The 20,862-nt window shown below is 54.5% G+C and carries 16 protein-coding genes; 9 read left to right on the plus strand and 7 right to left on the minus strand.

Features of this window, described 5'->3' with window-relative positions; genetic code table 11:
• Positions 1-99 precede the first annotated feature (99 nt).
• Positions 100-1,041, minus strand: coding sequence for a helix-turn-helix domain-containing protein (locus AACY50_RS26380; protein ID WP_339539540.1), 942 nt, complete (start codon positions 1,039-1,041; stop codon positions 100-102).
• Positions 1,042-1,265: 224 nt separating this feature from the next.
• Between AACY50_RS26380 and AACY50_RS26385 the strand changes: the two genes are divergently transcribed.
• Both AACY50_RS26385 and AACY50_RS26390 read left to right on the plus strand, forming a co-directional pair.
• Positions 1,266-1,886: a hypothetical protein gene (locus tag AACY50_RS26385; RefSeq protein ID WP_339508505.1), complete on the plus strand. Its 621-nt coding sequence runs from the start codon at positions 1,266-1,268 to the stop codon at positions 1,884-1,886.
• A gap of 195 nt (positions 1,887-2,081) precedes the next feature.
• Complete coding sequence (locus AACY50_RS26390) at positions 2,082-3,578, plus strand: CoA-acylating methylmalonate-semialdehyde dehydrogenase (RefSeq protein ID WP_339508503.1); 1,497 nt, start codon at positions 2,082-2,084, stop codon at positions 3,576-3,578.
• 89 nt (positions 3,579-3,667) lie between these two features.
• Here the strand turns inward: AACY50_RS26390 and AACY50_RS26395 are convergent, their stop codons facing one another.
• The gene (locus AACY50_RS26395) at positions 3,668-4,381 is read right to left on the minus strand and encodes an NAD(P)H-dependent oxidoreductase (RefSeq protein WP_339539542.1); all 714 of its coding nucleotides are present in this window, start codon (positions 4,379-4,381) and stop codon (positions 3,668-3,670) included.
• Positions 4,382-4,653: 272 nt separating this feature from the next.
• Between AACY50_RS26395 and AACY50_RS26400 the strand changes: the two genes are divergently transcribed.
• A complete protein-coding gene (locus tag AACY50_RS26400; protein ID WP_339508499.1) occupies positions 4,654-5,646 on the plus strand; it encodes a GlxA family transcriptional regulator in 993 nt (330 codons plus the stop codon).
• A gap of 192 nt (positions 5,647-5,838) precedes the next feature.
• On the plus strand, positions 5,839-6,549 hold the full coding sequence (locus AACY50_RS26405) for a TetR/AcrR family transcriptional regulator (RefSeq protein WP_339508498.1): 711 nt from the start codon (positions 5,839-5,841) through the stop codon (positions 6,547-6,549).
• A gap of 199 nt (positions 6,550-6,748) precedes the next feature.
• Here AACY50_RS26405 and AACY50_RS26410 read toward each other — a convergent pair whose 3' ends face one another.
• The 5 genes from AACY50_RS26410 to AACY50_RS26430 form a co-directional block, all read right to left on the minus strand.
• Positions 6,749-8,167, minus strand: coding sequence for a sensor histidine kinase (locus tag AACY50_RS26410; RefSeq protein WP_339539545.1), 1,419 nt, complete (start codon positions 8,165-8,167; stop codon positions 6,749-6,751).
• Positions 8,164-8,877: a response regulator transcription factor gene (locus AACY50_RS26415; protein ID WP_339539547.1), complete on the minus strand. Its 714-nt coding sequence runs from the start codon at positions 8,875-8,877 to the stop codon at positions 8,164-8,166. The genes AACY50_RS26410 and AACY50_RS26415 overlap by 4 nt, the downstream gene beginning before the upstream one ends.
• A gap of 75 nt (positions 8,878-8,952) precedes the next feature.
• Positions 8,953-12,039 (minus strand): efflux RND transporter permease subunit, encoded by a 3,087-nt coding sequence (locus tag AACY50_RS26420; protein WP_339539549.1) that lies wholly within the window; start codon positions 12,037-12,039, stop codon positions 8,953-8,955.
• The gene (locus tag AACY50_RS26425; protein WP_339539551.1) at positions 12,036-13,241 is read right to left on the minus strand and encodes an efflux RND transporter periplasmic adaptor subunit; all 1,206 of its coding nucleotides are present in this window, start codon (positions 13,239-13,241) and stop codon (positions 12,036-12,038) included. The genes AACY50_RS26420 and AACY50_RS26425 overlap by 4 nt, the downstream gene beginning before the upstream one ends.
• Positions 13,242-13,373: 132 nt before the next feature.
• Entirely contained in the window at positions 13,374-14,159 is a 786-nt protein-coding gene (locus AACY50_RS26430) for a MipA/OmpV family protein (protein ID WP_137211890.1), read from the minus strand.
• Between the two features lie 526 nt (positions 14,160-14,685).
• Here AACY50_RS26430 and AACY50_RS26435 point away from each other — a divergent pair.
• From AACY50_RS26435 to AACY50_RS26455, 5 genes are all read left to right on the plus strand, one after another.
• Positions 14,686-16,221, plus strand: a complete 1,536-nt coding sequence (locus tag AACY50_RS26435; RefSeq protein ID WP_339539553.1) for an amidohydrolase family protein — start codon at positions 14,686-14,688, stop codon at positions 16,219-16,221.
• A gap of 112 nt (positions 16,222-16,333) precedes the next feature.
• The gene (locus AACY50_RS26440) at positions 16,334-17,377 is read left to right on the plus strand and encodes a zinc-binding dehydrogenase (RefSeq protein ID WP_339508486.1); all 1,044 of its coding nucleotides are present in this window, start codon (positions 16,334-16,336) and stop codon (positions 17,375-17,377) included.
• Positions 17,378-17,431: 54 nt separating this feature from the next.
• Positions 17,432-17,875, plus strand: a complete 444-nt coding sequence (locus tag AACY50_RS26445) for a DoxX family protein (protein ID WP_339539555.1) — start codon at positions 17,432-17,434, stop codon at positions 17,873-17,875.
• Entirely contained in the window at positions 17,872-18,705 is an 834-nt protein-coding gene (locus tag AACY50_RS26450) for a pirin family protein (protein WP_339539557.1), read from the plus strand. The genes AACY50_RS26445 and AACY50_RS26450 overlap by 4 nt, the downstream gene beginning before the upstream one ends.
• 261 nt (positions 18,706-18,966) lie before the next feature.
• Positions 18,967-20,625 (plus strand): bifunctional 3-(3-hydroxy-phenyl)propionate/3-hydroxycinnamic acid hydroxylase, encoded by a 1,659-nt coding sequence (locus AACY50_RS26455; protein WP_339508480.1) that lies wholly within the window; start codon positions 18,967-18,969, stop codon positions 20,623-20,625.
• The last annotated feature ends 237 nt before the right edge of the window (positions 20,626-20,862 follow it).

Raw genomic sequence — 20,862 nt, forward strand, 5'->3', positions numbered from 1 at the left:
TGTGCAACTGGTCTTTTAGCTGTATCGGAGTCAGCCTGTTTTTTGCTGATACCAGAGGGTGTGTCCGGCCGCCTTGTCAGCGCCAAGGCGGACCGCCTTTTAATTCAATCGCCGCGCAATACGCCATGCGCGTGGGCTGAGTCCATTAATTTTCTTGAACATTGTTGCAAAGTGGTTGGGCTGTTCGAAGCCGCATTGCATCCCCACTTCGATCACTGGCAAATCGGTATTTTCGAGCAAGTTTCTCGCCCGGTCTATCCGTAAATCCAAGAGGTATCCATGAGGTGGTTTCCCCACAACGGCCCGGAAAGTCCGCGCAAACTGCGACGGACTCAGCCCTGACAAATCGGCGAGGCTCGATAAGGGGAGGGGTTCGTCCATGTGCGTTTGCATATGGTTAATCACGCACTGGAGTCTTCCTTTGCTCAACGCAGGCTGAACAATTTCTTTCTCCGGCGACTGGCTGGAGTGGTTTTGCAGTAGATGAATGATTAGCGCCTTGGTCAAAGCATCCAGCATCAATTCGGTACCGGTCTCCGAATCATATGCCGCCGCCAATAAAAGTCTTCCGAGCCTTTCGACAACTTCGTCAGCCACTGCCAGGCGGGGCATGAGCGCCGCATGGCTGTCCAAGAGACCGCTTTCCCTCGCTGTTTGTCTTACCAGATGTTGAGGCAGATGGACCAGCAGCACTTCGGAGCTGCCTTTAAACCGGCGCGTCGTTTCAGTGCCTGCCGGAATCAGACTCATTTGCCCGCTTCCCGCCCACCTACGCGCTCCAGCGCCGTTCGCTTGGTCCTCTTCTACCAACACATGACCAGAAAGCACCACGATCAGCAGGTGATCTCGCAAAGGCGACACCGTGACGCGCTCTGGCGCCGGTGAGTTGCGGAAGAGCTGAACCGTTGCACGTCCATGGCCTGCGCCACCTACGCAAAGCAGCGGAGAACTGGGTAGCAGATGAGTCAATGTAGAGGGGGTCGTCTCGCTTTGGGGTGACATATTCCACCGCCTGATATTAATAAGTGACGTGATGGGCATGCACGAAAGCCTGCGATGTCCCAAGCGTCTTTAGAAGACCGTTAACAACGGTTCAAATTGTAGTCCTTCGCTCGCAGTGTTTTCTATATTTTTCAATGCTGGGAAATCGAAGGTCGCAGTGTGTTCTCGAAAGTTTACTCGAGTCGCCACGTTGAATAATCGGCAGATGCGGGCGTGATTGCCCACCAATGCTTGCCAGTGGCAAAAGACATGAGGTATCGGAAATGGCGACACATCCAGAAGCAGTAAAGAAACTCATTGCGGCGGCCCATAAACTAAGGGAGTCACACTTCGGCACGTTCGGAAGATTTAAGGAGCACCGGCATGAAGAAATGTCCGGCGATGAAAAGAAGGCTTACGATCTTGTCAAAGGCACGCGAAGCATGGTTCCCGGCCCTTACAAGATTTGGGTGAGAAATCTGAAGTTGACAGAAGTCATGGTGCATATGGGCAGCCATTACCAAGCCCAACATACCTTGTCAAAGGCAGAGATCGAAATCGCGGTTCTTCTCACCGCAGGGCGGTGGATGGCTTCCTATGCCAGCTATGAGCACGAATGGATGGCCGAGGTCGTAGGTGGTTTACCGGCTGAAAAAGTGCAGGCCCTGGTTGCCGGGTTACCCACCTCATTTGAGGATGCGCGCCAGCAGGTCATCTATGACATGTCCTCCGCTCTGCTGGCGCCTCGCATCATTCCGGTAGGGTTATACCAAAGGGCGGTTGGTGCGCTGGGGCATGATGGCCTCACTGATCTCATTGCCTTCATCGGGTACTTCACGACGGTGTCTCTGACGTTGCGGGCTTACGATGTTCCCGCTAACGCAGTGGGTTTGGATGACCAGTAATCCATCGTTTTCTTACTGATCCTTGGCCCAAAACACACGGCCATATCCAGAGTCAGCCGCAGTTTCGTATCCACACTTCAGAGCTGGAACCGAGGCTGCCAACAGTTATTCCAGACGCGCACAAGCCGGAAGGTGTTGACCCGTAAACCTATTGCGGGACAGTGCCGTCTTGTTAACAAAAACAGGAGTAAACACATGAAAACTGTAGGGCACCTGATCAACGGCGAGATCGTCACCGATGCCGAGCGATTTCAGGACATTTTCAACCCGTCCACCGGAGAAGCGGATAAACAGGTCGGCCTCGCTTCCAGGCAAACCGTCGAGTCGGCTATCGCTGCTGCCGAAGCGGCTTTCCCGCAGTGGTGCAATACTCCGCCGATCAAGCGTGCCCGGATTATGTTTCGCTTCAAAGAGCTGTTGGAGCGAAACGCCGATCGTATTGTGCAAATGATCGGTGAGGAACACGGCAAGATAAGCCACGACGCGTTGGGTGAGCTGCAACGCGGCATTGAAAATGTGGAGTATGCCTGCGGCATAGCTGAACTGCTAAAAGGCGAGCACAGCAAAAACGTAGGGCCCAACATCGACTCGTGGAGTGAGTTTCACCCCCTCGGTGTCGTCGCAGGCATTACCCCGTTCAACTTTCCGGTAATGGTACCGCTGTGGATGTTCCCGATGGCTATCGCCTGCGGTAACTGCTTTATCTTGAAACCATCTGAGCGCGATCCTGGCTCGACGCTATTCATCGCTCAATTGCTTCATGAGGCCGGACTGCCTAAGGGTGTCATGAATGTGGTCAACGGCGACAAAGTGGCGGTGGACACCCTACTTAATGATGCGCGTGTTCAGGCCGTCAGTTTTGTGGGTTCCACCGCTGTGGCCGAATATATCTACACAACAGCCAATGCCAATGGCAAACGCTGCCAGGCCCTAGGTGGCGCGAAAAACCACGCCATAGTGATGCCTGACGCGGATATCGATAACGCTGTCAATCAGTTGCTGGGTGCGGCTTTTGGTTCCTCCGGCGAACGCTGTATGGCGCTGTCGGTGGCTATTGCGGTCGGGGAGGGCGTCGGCGATGCTTTAGTCGAGAAAATGCGGGTCGCCATGCAAAAACTGAAGGTGGGTGCCTACAGCGATAGCAGCAATGACTTCGGTCCGTTGATCACCAGGCAGCATCAGGAAAAAGTTATTGGCTATATCAACAGCGCAGAGGCTCAGGGCGCCAGCGTTGTCGTCGATGGCCGCAATCCGAAGGTGGCTGGCTACGAAAGCGGTTTTTTCGTCGGCGGTACGCTGATCGACGGCGTTACGCCTGAGATGCTCAGCTACAGAGAAGAAATTTTTGGCCCGGTCCTGCAAATCGTGCGGGTGAGCAGCATGCGCGAAGCAATGGACCTGATCGATGCTCACGAGTACGGCAATGGCACCTGCATTTTCACCCGAGACGGTGAGGCGGCTCGATACTTCTCTGACAACATCAAGGTGGGTATGGTCGGAATCAATGTGCCACTTCCCGTGCCAGTGGCCTATCACAGCTTCGGCGGCTGGAAGCGTTCGTTGTTCGGCGATCTGCATGCCTATGGTCCGGACGCCGTGCGCTTTTACACCAGACGCAAGACGGTCACCCAGCGTTGGCCCTCCATCCGCGTGCGCGAAGGCGTGGAGTTCGCGATGCCAACGATGAAGTGAGGACAGTTGGCTGACGGTGAGTCGTTGCGTAGGAGTGGGAACTAATGCGCAGCGACAGCGGATAATGGGCTGCGCTGCACAGGTCTCTGCTAAATCTTCTGATTGGAGGCCGGATGCAATTTTTCATCAAACTGGTTGAGTGATACGAATCTAAGGGGTTTTAGTGTGTCCAGGGAGCATAAGTGCTGTCTGTATTGCGCTAACAGTTGGGTACGTGCCTCCTGGGGTATATAGGGTACGTGATAAGCCACGAACGGGGGCAGAACAGTCATTCCTGTGTAAGCCAGTGTGCCGCGTAAGAGGGGGCGGAGCATTTCATTGAGGTCTCCATGTACACCCTCTGCGTCGAACATATGAGGTTGGCCGCCAAGGGTGATGCTAAGCATGGCCTTCTTGCCTACCAGACCGCCATGGTCGTAAAAGCGCTTGCCGCCGTAACAGACACCTGAAATCAGTACTCGATCTATCCAGCCTTTCATGATCGCTGGCATCGAGAACCAATAGATGGGGAAGTTGAAAATCACCAGGTCCGCTTTCAGTAACTTGTGCAGTTCGCACTGAATATCGGCGGCGAGAGAGCCATGTGCGTGGTTGTGTCGTTGCTCCAGGGCGTAGGTCAGGTACTCGGGATTGGCGCGACTGCCAAAATCATCGGTACTGGCGACAGGATTCCACTTCATTGCATAGAGGTCAGAAGTTTCGACCGAGTGCCCTTGAGCGCATAACTCATCGATTGCGAGATTTTTCATGGCCGCGTTGAACGACTGAGGTTCGTTATGTGCATGGATAATGAGGACGTGCATCCAATGATTTCCCCCGTGATCGAAGTGGTTAAGTCAATGAGTCGGCCGTGTCGTTAAACGCTCGTACGTGCAGGTACACAGTTCCTGTCCTGGTCAATACCCTGATACGTTTCGGCTATTTCGCAATCGTGATAAATCGCCTCGACGAAATAACGGCGTCAGTGTGAATCGCAATGTAGCGAGAACTTTAGAGAACCGTAGCGAATGCCGTAATAGGCAAAAACGACGAAAACTATGCGAATGCCGCCATATCCAACTTTTAAGGTGCCGCCATGCCTGCCGTTGCAATTTTAGGATTTGACGACTCCTACGCTTCCGTTATTGGAGGATTTGCTGACATGCTTCAGGTCGCCAATGCGCACATATCCAGGCAGGGGGACGCGTCAGCCGGGTTGTTTGAATGGCATTTCTTATCCCATAACGGGCTGCCTGTGCGGGCGAGCAATGGACTTGAGTTGGCCATGCAGCCCCTTCCGAAAAACCGGTATTTCGATCTGATCTTTATCCCGGCTCTGCGTTATCGGGGTTGGCTGCACTTTCAGAAGTTTCTGGAGAGCCAGGCAGTCCTGCGTGCATGGCTGGTTCAGCAATGGCAGCATGGTGCATGGCTTTGCGCGAATTGCACGGGCACCTTTCTGCTTGCTGATACAGGTTTGCTCGACAATAAAGTAGCGACGACCACTTGGTGGCTGGAAGGGCATTTTCGTGAGCGGTTCTCGCTGGTCGATCTACAAATGCATCCGGTGGTGACCGAGGTTGATCGCTTGGTGTGTGGCGGTGCGCATGCCGCATTTTTGTTGCAAGCCGTTCACATGCTCGAAAAATTTGCGGGAAGGCCTGTTGCAATGCAGTGTGCTCGCAGCATGTTGATTGATTTGACCCAAACGATACAGATGCCGCGGCAACTCCTGATCGCCGACCAAGCACACAGTGACGCTTTGATTCACCGTGCTCAGAAGTGGTTGCAGGATCATTTTGCGGAGAGGGTGCGCATGGCTTATCTGGCACGGAGGCTGGCAGTCAGCGAGCGCACCTTGACACGTCGCTTCAATAGGGTGCTTAAGCAGTCACCGCTAACCTACCTGCAGAACTTGCGCATTGACACGGCGAGGGCATTACTGGAAGCCGGTGATCTGAGCACCGAGCGAATCGCTCACTATGTGGGTTATAGCGATATTAGTTCGTTTTCACGCCTGTTTCGCGAGCGCGTTGGATTTGCTCCGGGGGCCTACCGAGCCCAATTTCAGTTGTCGAAGTCGAACTAAGGTGTCGTCCGTTTCGACCTGACAGCCTCTGCGGACGTCTGGACGGCACAGCAGCATCGGCCTGCGTGTGTACATCGTGGTCGTGCCTCGGGCTACCCTTGTGCCACGCTCGAGTGATGCGTATGCTTTTCGAACATTTCAATTTACCTACCGCCAGTTTTGTAGAAAACCGTGGAACTACCCAAGGCTCCGATGGCCAGTCTTCTCCGACATCTCTCTTCTGAACGAAATAGCCGCCCCCCCCGAGTAGAGCGCGGCTCACGCTCCGATGGTACGACTACACGCATCCATATCCTCGAGACGGCAGGCGAGCTGTTTGCCGATGGGGGTTATAGTCGCACCACGGTCAAGGAAATCTGTGTTCGCGCTAACACGAATGCTGCTGCCGTCAACTACCACTTCGGCGGGCGGGACGGGCTTTACGAGGCTGTGTTGATAGAGGCGCACAGCCGTATGGTCAGTCTGGAAGAGTTGCATAGCATACTGGGTGACGGCACACCGCCAGATGCACAGTTTGAGAGATTATTGTGTACATTGCTCGGTCCTTATCCGGAATCCCGTAAAGGTTGGGCTATGCGGGTTCTAATCAAAGAAGTCATGGCTCCGACCGAACACATCCCGGTGCTGTTACGTGAGGCCATCCAGCCGAAAATGCAAATACTGTTCTCTATCGTGGCACGTGTACTTGGATTGCCTGTAAACCATCCGGGGGTTCAGCGCGGGGTCCTTTTCGCAGTGGTTCCATGCATGGTGCTCATTGTTTCGCCACCGCTTATTCGCGACATTGTGTTTCCTGACATCAATGCGGATCTTACCGGCACGATCAATGAACTCACCAGCTATGCGCTTGCCGGTTTGAAAGCGCTCCGATTGCTGCACTCAGCAGAGTCAATATCCCTCTGACACCGACAGCGACCAAATAGGCGTGACTGTATTCACTCTGCTCGAGTCTGTAAGTCCGGTCTGTTGGGGGCAGGCGAAGAAGGGGTTCTTGCGTTGACCTGTCGTTTGAACATTGATGCTCCCTGGCATTGTTGAGCCTGGCTTCTGTGATATTACAGAAGCCTTGTTCTGTACTGGGAGCCTCATGTGACACCGTCAATCAGCGGGTTTGGCTGGAGGGATAGGGCGAGTGCACATGAATGCCCGATCCGAAGTCGATGGTGGCAGAAGTACCCACGGACACTGAGGATTCCAGCCGTAAACGCCAGCCGAACCGCTCGCATATTCGTTGGGTCAGAAACAGTCCCAGGCCTGCACCACCAGGTCGTTTTCCCGGTTGTTTCAATGACTTGGTGAAGCGATGCGCGGCCTGAGTTGTATCGAAGCCGGAGCCGGAGTCACGGATGCACAATTTTCCATCAGTAATGGATACATGGATCTCGCCTTCGTGGGTATGTTCGGCTGCGTTTCTGAGCAGGTTCCCGGCAGCGATGCGAACCATGGATTCTGGAGCCTGTAACGTTATGGATTCAAGGGCGTCGAGCACGTAGCGCACGGGTTTTCCGGCAAGAAGATAGCTGTGGTCGTGCACAAGCTCCGGGAGAAGTCCGTGCAGCAGAGTGATCTGCCTACGCTCTTCCGGACTCGGCTCGCGGGACAAGTACAGAAGCGCGTCCATAATCTGAGTAAGCGTTTCTACCGCCTCGTCGATGCGATACAGCGGCCGCTGAACGTGCTGGGGCAATTGTTGCGCGTGAAGTACGTCAGCAGCACCGGAGATGATTGCCAGCGGGGTACGGAACTCGTGGCTAGCTTGGTCCAATAGGCTGCGCTCACGTTCAATCGCAAGCTCTACACGCTCAAGGTGTTCATTTGCTTCCTGAGCGATGGTATTAAGTTCGCTTTTACGATAATGCGTGGGTAGCCGCTGAGAGGGTTTTAATGGGTCAAGTTCGCGCATCCGCCGTGCCAGATCTTTTATGGGGCGAGCCAGGTTCAGATGGAGCCACCAAATCACCAGGCCAATCATTATCAGATTTAGCAGTAGAAACACTACGCTGAGTTGGACACTCCCATTCTGTTCGTTCTCAAGTTCGGTCAAGTCGACCACCATAATCAATCTGCCCTGCGGCACAGGCGTCACTAAGGCTGCGTAATCGCGGGGACGGGTTGTATCGTCCGGTGCGTCGGCGAAGGGACCCCATCTTGGTATGAGAATTGATAAGAGCGATGCGAATGGCGAGGCGTTTGTGAGGTCATCCAATTCGCTTTCTCCGTGAAACCCGGGCGTTAGCGTGGCCAGTAAAGCAGGCATGTCGGGAGGAGCGGCCACATCATTGGGTAGTAGCCAGCCCTTCACCGGGCCTTTGGTGGGAAGTGTCCCACCAAGATCGGTCTTGGATGATTGCAGGATACTCTGAGTGCTCGACTCGAGGACTTGTCGCCAGATCGGGTGTTCAATCAACCCTTGACTCAAGTTACCTTGAACCACCAGTGCGAGCGCGAGCATTGCACCAAACATCACAAAGCTGACATTGATCAGCCACTGCACACTGCGCAAGCGCCAGGGAAACTTCATTGGGACGCTCTGCCGAGGCGATAACCCACACCGGTAACGGTATGCAGCAGCTTATCTACTCCATTTTGGTCGATAGCGCGTCGTAGCAAATGCATATATGAGCGCAGTAAATCACCCTCGGGGACATTTTCACCCCAAATCAGGTCCTCGATTCGATCGCGACGCACAGTCTTCGGAGACTCCCGCATTAATAGCTCCAGGATGTTTCTTAAGGTCCCAGAGAGCGTGAGAAGGCGTGGGCCCCTGGCCACCTCCAGACTATCGAGGTTGTAGTTCAGGTCATGTACACGTAGCGTACGCCCCGCCGGTGCATTGGTCTGTGCGCGACGGACCAGCACGCGTAAGCGGATCTCGAGCTCGGGCAAGGCAATAGGCTTGACCAGGTAATCATCAGCTCCATTCTCGAAGCTCAACAGCTTGCCTTCGAGTTGATTCTTGGCTGTGAGAATGATGATGGGAATTAAGCACCCATGCTCTTCACGAAGTTTGCGCAGGACACTGATGCCATCCATTCTAGGTAGCATCCAGTCCAGGATGATTGCGTCGTAATGATTCTGAATGGCGAGGTTTAATCCCGAGTTGCCGTCCGGTGCGGCATCCGGGATGTGTCCACAAGCTTCCAGATAGTCGAATATGTTGGCGGCCAGCGAGTGGTTGTCCTCAATAATGAGTATCTGGAGGGGGGCAGTATGAGTCGAGTTAGTGTTCACTGACAGGCAGATCCATAGCAGCGTTAAAAGACATCCTACGTGGATTCGGTGCGTATTTCCTCGCGCTCATTATTGTCATGAGTGAACTGGATTCCCGGCTGCGAAGTGCGAGGATAGCCAGAATCGTATCCGGCGCCGAGCTCCCTCCATGCAGGAAAAGACTACAGGCACGACCAGTAAGCTAAGGGCCGTGGATGTAATAAGTCCGCCGATCACGGCTACAGCCATTGGCTGACGGAAGCTCGCATCGGCACCCAACCCCAAACCTATCGGCAGCATTCCGGCGATCATGGCGAGGGTCGTCATTACGATAGGGCGCGCCCGTTTGTGACAAGCATCAAGCAATGCGGTATTCAGTCTCATTCCCTGTTCACGCATCGTCACAATCGTGTACTCGACAAGCAAAATAGAATTTTTGGTCACAATGCCCATGAGCATGATCAGTCCAATCATGGAGGGGATGTCCAGTTCACTTCCCGCCAGAAGCAGCCCGATAAAGGCACCGCCCAATGACAAAGGGATTGCCGAAAGAATGGTGAATGGATGAAGAAAATCTTTGAAAAGCAGCACCAGGACACAGTAAACGCACACGACACCGATGAGGATGGCCATACCAAATCCCCGGCCTAACTCTTCCATGAGTTCGGCGTCATCTGCCTGGATAACGTGCACACTGGACGGCATGGCTCGTGCCGACGGCAACGCCAGGGTGTCAGCCAACGCCTGACCCAGCGGTGTTCCGCCCAGTTCGGCGCTGATGGTCACGTAACGGCGCCGGTCGTAGCGTTCAATCTGTGCCGGGCCACTGCTTACGTTGATGTGTGCAACGCTGGCCAGCGGTACAAGTCCTTCGCGTGCGCGCACCCTGAGATCGCCCAGGGCTTTTAGATCTTGCTGAACAGAGTCAGGCACTCGTGTGCGTATGTAAACCTGTCGGTTGTCGAGATTGAGCCTCGCAAGTTGTGAGTCTGTATCGCCAGCCGTAGCAATTCGCACCGTCTCTCCTATGGAGGCGGTGCTCACGCCCTGTTCAGCAGCGCGCAATAGATCGGGCCGAACGGTGATTTCCGGGCGCTCCAGGCTCGCCGTGGAACTCACGTTGGACAGCCCCTTTACGCCTCTGAGTTCCGACTCAAGACCCTGAGCCCCGGCTTTGAGCGCTACGGCGTCATCACTGCTCAAAATGATCGACATCTGTTCGCCGATGTTGCCACTGCCGACAGTGAAGCGAGCCCCCGGCACATTTTGTAAGGCGATGCGCATGGTGTTTTCAATAGACGTCTGATCGCCGCGTTCACCCCTTGGCATTAGAGTGATGTCCAGGGTTCCTCTGCGCACGTCGCCACCCTGCAAAGCATCACTGTCCGCCTGTGCCGCGCCGACGGTAGATAAGACGCGCAGGACTCCAGGCAACGCGGCCATGTGAATGCGGGCGGCTTCGGCTGCCGTAAGCGTGTCCTGTAATGCGCTGCCAGGGGGAAGCTCAATGCTGACTGTCGTGTATCCGCGATCAGAGGCCGGCATCAAACCCGCTGGCAAATAAGGCACCAGGGCCAAAGAGCCGCCCATGAACGCGAACGTTAATACCAGCGTGGTTCCGCGATGCGTCAGGCACCATTGCGCCAAGCGCAGATAGGTGCTCATCACACGGCCATCCACCGCTGTTTTGGATGCTTCAGTACCCATAGGGTGTGGTTTCAGCCAATGCACGGCCATCATTGGCGTAATCAGTCGAGCAACCAGCAACGAAGCAAGAACTGCCACCACGGCCGTCCAGCCAAACTCCCGAAAGAACAGGCCTGGTACCCCGCCCATCATTGCGGTGGGTAGAAACACCACGACTAGCGCCATAGTGGTGGCAATCACCGCGAGCGCAATCTCCGTGACGGCATCGGCTGTTGCTTCACCCATGGGCTTACCCATGCGGGCGTGGCGTTCAATGTTTTCCACTTCCACGATGGCATCGTCCACCAGAATCCCGACTATCACCGCGAGCGCCAGCAGACTCACCGTGTTCAGCGAGAAGCCGAACCACGCCATAGCGGCGAACGTCGGAAGGATCGAAAGCGGTAGGGCTGATGCGGCCACCAGCATCGCACGCCAGTCTCGCAGAAACAGCCAGACCACCAGCACGGCCAGAATCGCGCCCTCGTAGAGCATGTACAGCGAGCCCTTGAATTGCTCTTGCGTGTAGTCCACGCTGTTTGTCATCAGGGTCGCTTGCATACCCGGTCGCGTTTGTTGCAATTGTGCCAGCGCCGACTCGACCCCGGCGGCTAGGCGCGTAACATCCTGGCCCTTGGCTGGGTAGATCCGAAAACCAACAACGGGCTTTCCATCCAGCAGTGCGATCTGACTACGCTCAGCAACGGTATCAGTGACAGTTGCCAGTTGATCGAGTCGTAGCGATCGCCCGTCCGCCAGTGCAATCGGCAGCGCCGATAATTCCGCAGCCTGGCCGACCAGCGAAATAGTGCGCACCGCTTGCGCACCGCCACCGAGCTTGCCGCGACCTCCTGAGCTTTGCTGCTGAACACTGCCCAAAGCGAGAGATACTTCACCGACAGTAGCGGCGTGCGCGATGAGAAGCGCCGGGTCCAGCGTCACCCGGACTTCCCGCGTCACGCCTCCGATACGCTCAAAGCGACCAACCCCTTTCACACCCAGGATCGTTTTGGCCACGGTGTCGTCAACAAACCATGACAGAGCTTCTTCGTCCATGGTCGGCATAGCGATGGCGTAGGTCTGAATCGACTCACTGCTGGCACGCGCCGCACTGATCGCAGGCTGCAGCAGGTCGCTGGGCAAGTCCGAGCGCACTCGATCAACGGCATCCTTGGTTTCAATCAATGCGTCGGAGACAGGCTTGCCTAGCTCAAACTCCACCGATATGTTCACGTTGCCGTCGGTGACCAGGGTCCGAATATGCTTGATTCTATCGAGGGTCGCCAGAGAGTCTTCGACTTTGCGCGCCACCTCGGTTTCAAGTTGAGCAGGTGCCGCGCCGGGCTGTGAGAGCTCGATGCGAACGGCCGGCATATCCACGTCGGGTAGATCCTGAATCGGTAACGCCCATAGTCCCCATATGCCCGCCAGCGTGAGCAGTGCGAACAGCAGGATGGAAGGAATGGGGTTGCGGATGGACCATGTGGCCAGGTTCATTGTGATGCCCTCTGCGCAGTCGCAGCGGTCGGAATGACAATATCGGGTGCTTTGACGACCCGCACGCGGTCGCCATCGTTCAGGAAGCCGGCGCCTTGCACCAGCACCCGGTCGCCATCGGTTAGTCCCTGCAAAATCTCAACATCCTGAGCCTGGCGACGGCCGACCTTTACGGCCTGGAGAGACGCTTTCATCACACCTTCCTGCGTAGTAAGCCTGAACACATGACTGCGCCCATCCCGGATAACTACGCTGCTTGCGGGCACCACTTCTGCATGCTCCTGTGCCACCACTATGCGTCCCTGTGCATACATGCCCGCGCGCGCTGTACTGCCAGGGATGATGTCCGCGTACACCATCGCCAGACGCGTTTGCGGATCCAGTGACGGCGCCATTTGCCGCACCTTTGCCTTGGCGATCTGACCATCAGGTAGTTCTAGCGTCACCCACTGGCCTTGCTCAACCTGGTTCAGTTGCGACGCGGTCAGTTCACCCCGCCATTCGAGCCGGTGTTGACGGATCAGCCGGAACAACTCCTCGCCGACTGTGCTGACGGAGCCTATCGTTGCGCTGCGGTCGCTGATAACGCCATCGTCAGGTGAGAGCACCGTGGCGTACCCCAGCTGTAGTTTCCGCGCGTCCAACTGAGCCTGGCTCAGTTCAACTTGTGCCACTGCCGTTTCGGCGTGTGTAACCGCCTGCGACACCTCCTGCTGGCTCATGCCACCGTCTGTCTTGAGTTGGAGGGCGCGGTCACGATTGGAAATGGCTTGTTTCGCTTGTGCCTTGGCTTGTCTGAATGCTGCGTGCAGTTGTGCGACGTCTGTATGAAGGAACTCCGTTTCGAAACGAGCCAGCACTTGACCGCGGTGCACGGTATCACCCGGGCCGACGAGAATCTCCGTGAGTCGAATCCCGCCGACCTGCACTCCGATAATAGCCTCCTGCCATGGCGCGATGGCCCCTGAAGCATCCAGTTGTACTGGCCATTCAACTCGGCTTACTGCTGCATCAGTAACGGTAAGCGCCGCGGCAGCGCCCTCAACGGGGTCAACAGTCTGAGTGTCCGTAGGATGCCGCGCCAACCACCACAGGGGCACAACAGCCAGTACGATCAAAAGAATGACAGCCCCAATAAACGTCGGGCGTCGAAGATTGCCCGGTGGTCGACCGTCATGCGGCGCACTGGTTTTCCCGGTCATAAAAGGACAGGCTCTTTAGTTTGTGTATGGAGCGCGGGCCGCCGTCATGGACTGATCAACAGCGCGGTACTTTGGGCTAGATGCCACGTTGTGACCTGTCCCAACTGGAGCGGCATTGACGGGCACAGTGCATCAGAAACTCCTGGAGAGAGCGAAAATGACTGAACCCTCACCATCGGTGTCGGCTTCAATAAGCGGGCTGTCGCTTATGTCGTTGGGCAGAAACTTGTATTGCACTGAGCTCATGAAGTGCCAGTTCTCACCGATCGGGTGGGTGTAGGTCAGACCCAGCTCGGGAATAGTGGCGGCGCCAGGCTTGTAATCAACAACGCCTCGCGAAACCTCGTCTTTCAGGGTGCCGTAGTAGTAATTAGCCATATCCTTCGAGAGGTAGCTAACGCTGATGCTAGGTTCAAGGTTGCCGCGACCGACGTTAAATTCATAGCCGTACTTGGCGGACAGCTCGAATCCGTCGCTGGCGCCGGTTGCATCGGCTTTTGCAGTCAGCTCCAGCTTGCCAGCCACACTACGCCATTCGGCAGAAAGGCCAATGTCCACACCATTATCACGATCATCTAGTAGGTCTCGATCAATGCCGTTGCGGGCCAGGTCCTTTCTTCCAAAGTCCTTGGCATCTATCCCGTCAGTGCGCAGCGAGGCGATGGCGTTCAGCTCGAAGAAATCGTTGCGGATCAGGTGGGCGCCGCCGGTCGTGGCCCGGATAAAGAAGCGCTCACCTTCATAGTGAATCAATGGCAACGGTGTGATTTTTGTTCCTTCACCGGCGTAGGGGCTTTCCGATATTCCCACGGCCAGCCCGAGACCCCACGTAGAAGAATCTGCCGGTGATGCCGTCTGCGCGGCAGCGAACGTTGGCAAGGTAAGTAAGCAGGCGAAGACTGAGTATTTTGTGTTCATCATTGAACCAGAGTGCTGAACGGTTTCAGGAAATGGAGTACGGCACGCCATGGCTGGAGAGCGTGCGCCATGCTGTGTTTGCCTCCAGAGTCGAAGCCATGGAAGCGTACCGCCGCCATGTCGCGACAATGTCGTGACTGTGGGGGATGAATCACAGGACTATCAGCGTTGGCATGGGGGTGAGATTGATGGATTATTAGAATGATCATGCGTGTTCATGTTTTTCGAGGTGTTTATCAGGAGGTGGAAGTATTTCTTCGCTTTACTCCATAAGTAATCGCGGATTCTGGCCTTGTTTTTTGGCAATTTCAGGTGAGGCAGGAGATTCAGGCTTGACTGATATTGATCATGTGTGTTCAATTTGCTTGAGTTTCTAGATCGGAATTTGGATGCTCCGCCGCCCGTGAGCAAGGTAGTTGGGGCTGGATTGCGACAGCAGAACAATCTGATAGACGTTTGGCTAGATGCGTCGCTTTGAAGCAGATGGCCGTTTTCACCTACTCCAACAAAAACCAGGGATCAGTTAATGCTCCAGCGCACTTTGATTACGAACGCCAATCTGCTGACCATGGCTGAAACCGCCCCTATTTCGGGATTGGCGGAGATTCTGGTTGAGGACGGTCGTATTGCGGCTATCGGAACCGACCTGGGTATTTCGGGAGTGCCGATAATCGATGCTCGGGGTGCTATTGTGATGCCCGGCATGATTGACACGCATCGCCACGTTTGGCAGTCGTTGCTTCGCGCCCAATTGGGCGATGGCACTTTGTACGACTATATGGCCAAGCTCAGATACGGATTCGCTCCGCACTTCACCGCAGAGGATGCTGAGTTAGGTAACTATGCCGGAGCCCTGGACGCGCTCAACTCCGGTGTGACGACGGTTGTCGATCATTCCCATCTTGTCGCCACGCCGGATCATGCGGATGCGCTGCTCTCGGGGCTGGAGGCTGCGGGTATACGGGCGGTTTTCTGCTATGGGTTGGCAGATGTCTGCGATGCGGGAAAACCTGTCGATGCGGCGCGAACGTTCACCACGACCTGGCGGCACAGAGATGCCGAGCGATTTCGTGCGAGCCGTCTTTCGGCCAGTGACGGATTGATTCGCTTTGGACTGGGCGCGAGCGAGTTCCTTTTTGCGCCCCTTCACTTTACAGAAGCGGAAGTGCGACTTGCCCGAAATCTGGACGCACACCGATATTCAATTCATGTCGCCAATGGGCCTTTCGCCCGCGGGACACGCTATGTCACTCGTATGCTCTCCAAAGGCCTGGTGGATGATCGAACACTCTTCGTCCACGGAAATGTGCTCACAAAAGACGACTTATCCCGCATAGCGTCGCTAGGTGCCACGCTTTCCGTCACTCCTGAAAGTGAGATGCAGATGGGCATGGGAACGCCTGTATGGCCACTTGCCAGAGAGTTGGGTGTTCCTTGTGGCTTGGGAGCAGATATTGTTTCTGGAGGTTCGGGAGATATCTTCACCCAAATACGCCTGGCCCTTGCAGCAGGCAGAATGGCCGCCAACGACAGGCTGGGTGCCCGCCGGATCATGCCCGAACGCTTGGCCTTGACTGCGGAGGCTGCATTGCGAGCGGTCACCATTGAAGGTGCTCGTGTCGCGGGCCTGGAAAATGAAGTGGGGAGTATTGAGGTCGGTAAGAAAGCGGATCTGATTTTCCTGCGAACGGATAGCACGCATATGGCTCCTGTTCTTGATCCAATAAAAGCCGTTGTTATGCAGGCCAGTGTTGCAGATGTCGATACGGTGATGGTTGAGGGGCGAGTGCTCAAGTCGAATGGGAGCCTGGTGGCAGTGGATCAACAGGCGCTTGCATTAAGGTTGCACAGTGCAGCGCAAAGAATTGTTTCAGCCGTAACGACTCAGGATCTCAAGGATGCCTACGACTTTGTGCGTCTTGCGTTCCCGCTCGATGCCAGCTCGGCATTGGCCGCACGTTTTGCCGGATGGGCTTTGCGAATGCCCGGCTTGGATAAAGTGGTGTTCAACATGATGTTGGCGCAATCGGATTCGGCACGCAGAACCACGCTCAAAAAATAAAGCTTGAGCGGTTTGCAAGATGCTCTGCGTAAAGGGTGCATGCGTTGAATGCGCCCTTCAACAACGGATAAAAATTAAGCGTTTCGTATTTTTTGCGTGACAGAGAGAAATTATGAGTAACAGCATGAAATGCGCGGTTGTTCGCGAGTATGGATCGGCCTCTGAGGTTTTGAAGATCGAGAGCTTACCTGTACCGGACGTAGGTCCGGACGAGGTCCTAGTTCGGCAGTACGCCACTTCTGTTAATCCTATCGATTGTCGCGTGCGCGAAGGGTACGGCCGGGTCGTATTTAACAAAATGAGGGGATTCGGACTTCCACTCGTTCTGGGGCGAGATGTCTCTGGAGAAGTGCTCAAGATAGGCACAAAAGTGAAGAGTTTGGCCGTGCGCGATGCTGTGTACGGAATCTCCAGCACTAAATCGAGCGGTGCGTATTCACAGTATGTAGTTGCCAAATCCACAGAAGTCGTACGTAAGCCGGTATCGCTTTCGTATGAGGAAGCGGCGTCATTTCCCTACGTGGTTTGTACAGTATGGGATGCGCTTGTCGTGAAGGCGGGGCTGAATGCGAGCAATGCCAAGGGGAAGCAGGTTTTCGTCCAGGGGGGCGCAGGTGGAATAGGCTCTTTTGCAATTCAGTTGCTCAAGTCCTGGGGCGCGCATGTTGCCACTACATGCAACAAAACTCAGATGGAGAGTGTGCGTGCGTTCGGAGCTGACGTGATAATCGACTACGAACTAGAAGACTATGCCACAAGCCTCTCAGGCTATGACGTGGCCTTGGAAACAGTGGGTGGAGCACTTGAAGAGAAGACGTTGAATATCCTGAATAAAGAGGGAGCGGGGGTATTTGTGACGATCATTCATCCGTTACTGAAAACGTTTGATGAGTATGGCCTGTTAAAGGGCGCAATAAAAAACTTTGTTCTCTTTCAAAAATACAAAAGGCACGCAAAAAAAATAGGGGTACATCGTTATTACTGGGCGACCTTCAAACCCAATGAAAACGCGATGCTCGAACTAAATGCTCGCGTAGGCTCGGGTGACATTCGCCCTCACATTGGTCGCGTATTTAAGCTGGATGAAATCGTGGCTGCTCAGCAGTGTTGCGAGCAGGGAAAATCAAACGGGAAAATCATTGTAAAAATCGAATAGAGGAGGAGTCCATCGGCGGTTCATGGGTGTTGTGTGTGACAGGTGGAGGCTGAAATGAAAATAATAAAGCGCTGTCTCTTTGGTTCGGCAGTAGTTGTGGTTGCGGTTGTTGTTGGCAGTGCTGGTTTGGCAAATCTTGCTGGAGTGCCCGCCATTCATGACGGTTTTTTCAAGATGGGTATGCCCGCCTGGGTTGGATATTTTATTGGCGTATGCGAAATGTTCGGGGCTTTTGGTTTGATCATCCGTCCTTTGCGCGCACTGTCGGCTCTTGGTATTGCTATCATCATGCTCGGAGCCATCTACTACCATGTCACTTATACTCCTTTGGTCCAGGCCGTGCCGGCTGTTTTTCTTGCGATACTTTGTGTGTACCTGTCTTTTAGGTCGCGTGCTGAGCTTCTTAAGTTTGGCTCCGTCGTACAGAAGGGCATTCGAATCAACGACCCCACCTCCGGGAACTCTATCGAAGTCAAGGCTCGGAGGCGCGCGCTATGACGCTCTCGATTCTGAAAATAGGACATGCAGGTGAGCCACAGTACCGTGGTACCAATCATTTTGCTCGCTTGGTAATATCGCCTGAAAATGCCGTGGAAAATAGTCCATTCCTGCTGATGGCTGAGGACTGGTTTGCACCACCGGCGGGATTTCCGACTCACCCGCATCGAGGCATGGAGACGGTCACCTTTGTTGTTGATGGGCAGTTGCTGCATGAGGACCACACCGGTGCAAGTGGAACGCTAAGCGCTGGCGCTGTGGAGTTCATGACGGCGGGGGCAGGGGTTTTTCACAGCGAAATGCCTGGCCCGCACGGAGTCCATAGTTTGCAACTGTGGTTGAATCTTCCAGCTAGCCTCAAATCAACCCCTGCCAGGTATTCCGACCTTGATCAGGCGAATGCGCCGGTGTATCGCGAGGCTGGAGTTGAAGCTCGTGTCTATGCTGGCTCGTTAGGGGATGTCCATATGCCGTATGGATCAACCTGGCCGATTACCCTGATAGATCTGAAGCTTGATGCAGGCATTACCTTTGACCTGCCAGTTCCTGCGGAACAGCGGGTATTTGTATATCTTCTGGCTGGTGATGCTTTGCTGGGTATTGAGGAGCAGCAGGTAGCTACCGGACACGTGGCGTGGACAAGCATTCCACCTGCCGATCAACTGTCCACGCTCAGAGTAAGCGCACGAACCTCGTTGCGCCTTTTAATGTACGCAAGCTGCATTATCAATGAGCCGATTGTGCTAGGAGGGCCGTTCGTCATGAATACCGAACAGGAAATTACCCAAGCATTTATGGATATAAATTCCGGACATTTTGTGAAGTCTTAATTGGCCTGAGTAGTTAAAACGCTGGTCCTGTCCGGATGTGTGAAAAGGGAGCGCGTTTTTGTCTGTCTTCGTCCCCTGAGGTTTGTGTTTTAAGTTTTAACTTGATTTATAACCTGTAGATTTGAACTATGGTTGCATCATGAGTTGCTTTTCCGAGGTGTTCGGTTGTCCAGTATTGGCTCGCCTCTTTCAGCCGGCGCTCATGGGTACTACAACAATCTCTTGAATTTTTGACCATTACCACAATAATAAGAGCTCAAAATGAACAACAAAAACCACTCCAAGCAGTTACCTCTTTCGGTTGATGTAATAGTGGTCGGCAATGGTCCGGTAGGGGCTACACTTGCCGCGTTACTGGGACGATACGGCATCAAGACGCTTGTTCTGGACAAGTCCCATGATGTACTGCTTATGCCTCGGGCCATTGCGCTGGATAACGAGGCCCTTCGCATACTGCAGCTCGCAGGATTAGCTGAAGATGCCTTTGAAAAGATTGTTATTCCGGAAGTGCGAATGCGTTCAACGGTGATTGGCCAATTTTCTCGTGCCAACACCAGCGGCAGCCTCGACGGACATCCCAAGCTCGTCACCTTCTACCAGCCCGACCTTGAACATGCGATGCGGGCGCAGTATGCCAGCTTTGAGTCTGTCACAAGCCTGGGAGGCATGGAACTGGAAGGGCTCGTCGAGGAGGAGGGCGGTGTGACAGCGTCAATAATGGGTGAAGACGGTCAAACCCACCGGGTCCATACTAAGTACCTTGTAGGTGCAGATGGAGCTAGCTCTAAAGTCAGGACGTTGATCGGTCAGGATTTTCAAGGCTGCACATACGCCGAGGATTGGCTCATTGTCGATGCCTGTGACCGTCTTCAAACAGCTATCAATCATGTTGAGTTTTTATGCGATCCGCAACGGCCGACTCCCCATATGCCTGCCCCGGGAGGGCGAGAGCGTTGGGAGTTCATGCTGCAACCTGGAGAAAAACGCGAAGATATGGAAAACGCCGAGAATGTCGCCAAACTACTGGCGCGCTGGTCTCCTGCTCAAGAGGTGAAAATCGAGCGCAAGGCGGTCTATCGTTTCCATGCACGCTGCTGCCAGAGCTTTCAAAAAGGCCGGGTGTTTCTCGTCGGCGACGCTGCTCATATCACCCCACCTTTTGTTGGTCAGGGTTTGGTCGCCGGTCTTCGTGACGTGGCCAATCTGGCTTGGAAGTTGACCTGGGTGCTTCGCGGTCAGGCTTCAAATGCAGTGCTCAATTCCTACGATTTAGAGCGTCGGCCTCATGCCCAGAAAATGATCAATATGGCCAAGTTCATGGGACGCCTGGTGATGCCACGCAATAAGATTGCAGCCTTTTTTATACATGGGGTGATGCGATCTCTGACACTGACGCCGACCACCCGAAGATTTTTTGAAGAGCTGGACATCAAACCGAAGAATATTTTCAAAAACGGTCTCTTTTTTCGCCACCGCCGTGGCGACAAGTTGGTTCGCGGCGGCCTGTTTCCTCAAGCCTGGGTGCGTGACTCCAAACAACACACACGATTAAGTGACGACAGCCTAGGGGACGGTCTTACCCTGATCGGATTTGGTGTGGATCCAAGAGCGGTCCTGGACCAGCACCATAGAGATCTATGGGCCTCGGTGGGAGGTGACTTTTTGCAAATCTGCCCTCATGGTCAATGTCGAGAAAACACCCCGAATTTTCTTGAGGACCTCAATAATGCTTTTTTGCCCTTGGCGGTCAAAGGTACGTTAGTAGTCGTGCGTCCCGATCGGATTATCATGCATCACGGCCCAGGCGATCAGGGCGCAAAGCTGATTCAGGAGTGTGTGGGTATGCTTGGTAATATTCCGGGCTCCAATATTGAGAACCTTTCAAGTCGCATGAATGAATCCGCTCGATTAAGCGTCTGAGATTTTTTTCTCGTCTCAATTGCGATGGCAGCCGAGTTTTCGGATGCCATCCGGCGCACTTTTAGAGGGGCGAGCTGCCGACGTACACGATGCTCGTCATCTGTTCCAGGGTAAGCGTCTGGCCAAGTCACCTTCAAAACTCCAGCATTAAGGGCGATGGTGTCCGCGTATTTTTAAGCGGACGCGATCGCCCTTAATCGCCAGGATTTTCATGCGCCAACGAAGCTCTTATCCCAA

This window comes from Pseudomonas sp. RA_15y_Pfl2_54 (assembly GCF_963971015.1).
GTDB lineage: Bacteria > Pseudomonadota > Gammaproteobacteria > Pseudomonadales > Pseudomonadaceae > Aquipseudomonas > Aquipseudomonas baetica_A.

Coding starts and splice junctions, on each gene's coding strand:
- AACY50_RS26380 (WP_339539540.1), bottom strand. CDS start 1,041: ATGCCCATCACGTCACTTATTAATATCAGGCGGTGGAATATGTCACCC.
- AACY50_RS26385 (WP_339508505.1), top strand. CDS start 1,266: ATGGCGACACATCCAGAAGCAGTAAAGAAACTCATTGCGGCGGCCCAT.
- AACY50_RS26390 (WP_339508503.1), top strand. CDS start 2,082: ATGAAAACTGTAGGGCACCTGATCAACGGCGAGATCGTCACCGATGCC.
- AACY50_RS26395 (WP_339539542.1), bottom strand. CDS start 4,381: ATGCACGTCCTCATTATCCATGCACATAACGAACCTCAGTCGTTCAAC.
- AACY50_RS26400 (WP_339508499.1), top strand. CDS start 4,654: ATGCCTGCCGTTGCAATTTTAGGATTTGACGACTCCTACGCTTCCGTT.
- AACY50_RS26405 (WP_339508498.1), top strand. CDS start 5,839: ATGGCCAGTCTTCTCCGACATCTCTCTTCTGAACGAAATAGCCGCCCC.
- AACY50_RS26410 (WP_339539545.1), bottom strand. CDS start 8,167: ATGAAGTTTCCCTGGCGCTTGCGCAGTGTGCAGTGGCTGATCAATGTC.
- AACY50_RS26420 (WP_339539549.1), bottom strand. CDS start 12,039: ATGAACCTGGCCACATGGTCCATCCGCAACCCCATTCCTTCCATCCTG.
- AACY50_RS26425 (WP_339539551.1), bottom strand. CDS start 13,241: ATGACCGGGAAAACCAGTGCGCCGCATGACGGTCGACCACCGGGCAAT.
- AACY50_RS26430 (WP_137211890.1), bottom strand. CDS start 14,159: ATGAACACAAAATACTCAGTCTTCGCCTGCTTACTTACCTTGCCAACG.
- AACY50_RS26435 (WP_339539553.1), top strand. CDS start 14,686: ATGCTCCAGCGCACTTTGATTACGAACGCCAATCTGCTGACCATGGCT.
- AACY50_RS26440 (WP_339508486.1), top strand. CDS start 16,334: ATGAGTAACAGCATGAAATGCGCGGTTGTTCGCGAGTATGGATCGGCC.
- AACY50_RS26445 (WP_339539555.1), top strand. CDS start 17,432: ATGAAAATAATAAAGCGCTGTCTCTTTGGTTCGGCAGTAGTTGTGGTT.
- AACY50_RS26450 (WP_339539557.1), top strand. CDS start 17,872: ATGACGCTCTCGATTCTGAAAATAGGACATGCAGGTGAGCCACAGTAC.
- AACY50_RS26455 (WP_339508480.1), top strand. CDS start 18,967: ATGAACAACAAAAACCACTCCAAGCAGTTACCTCTTTCGGTTGATGTA.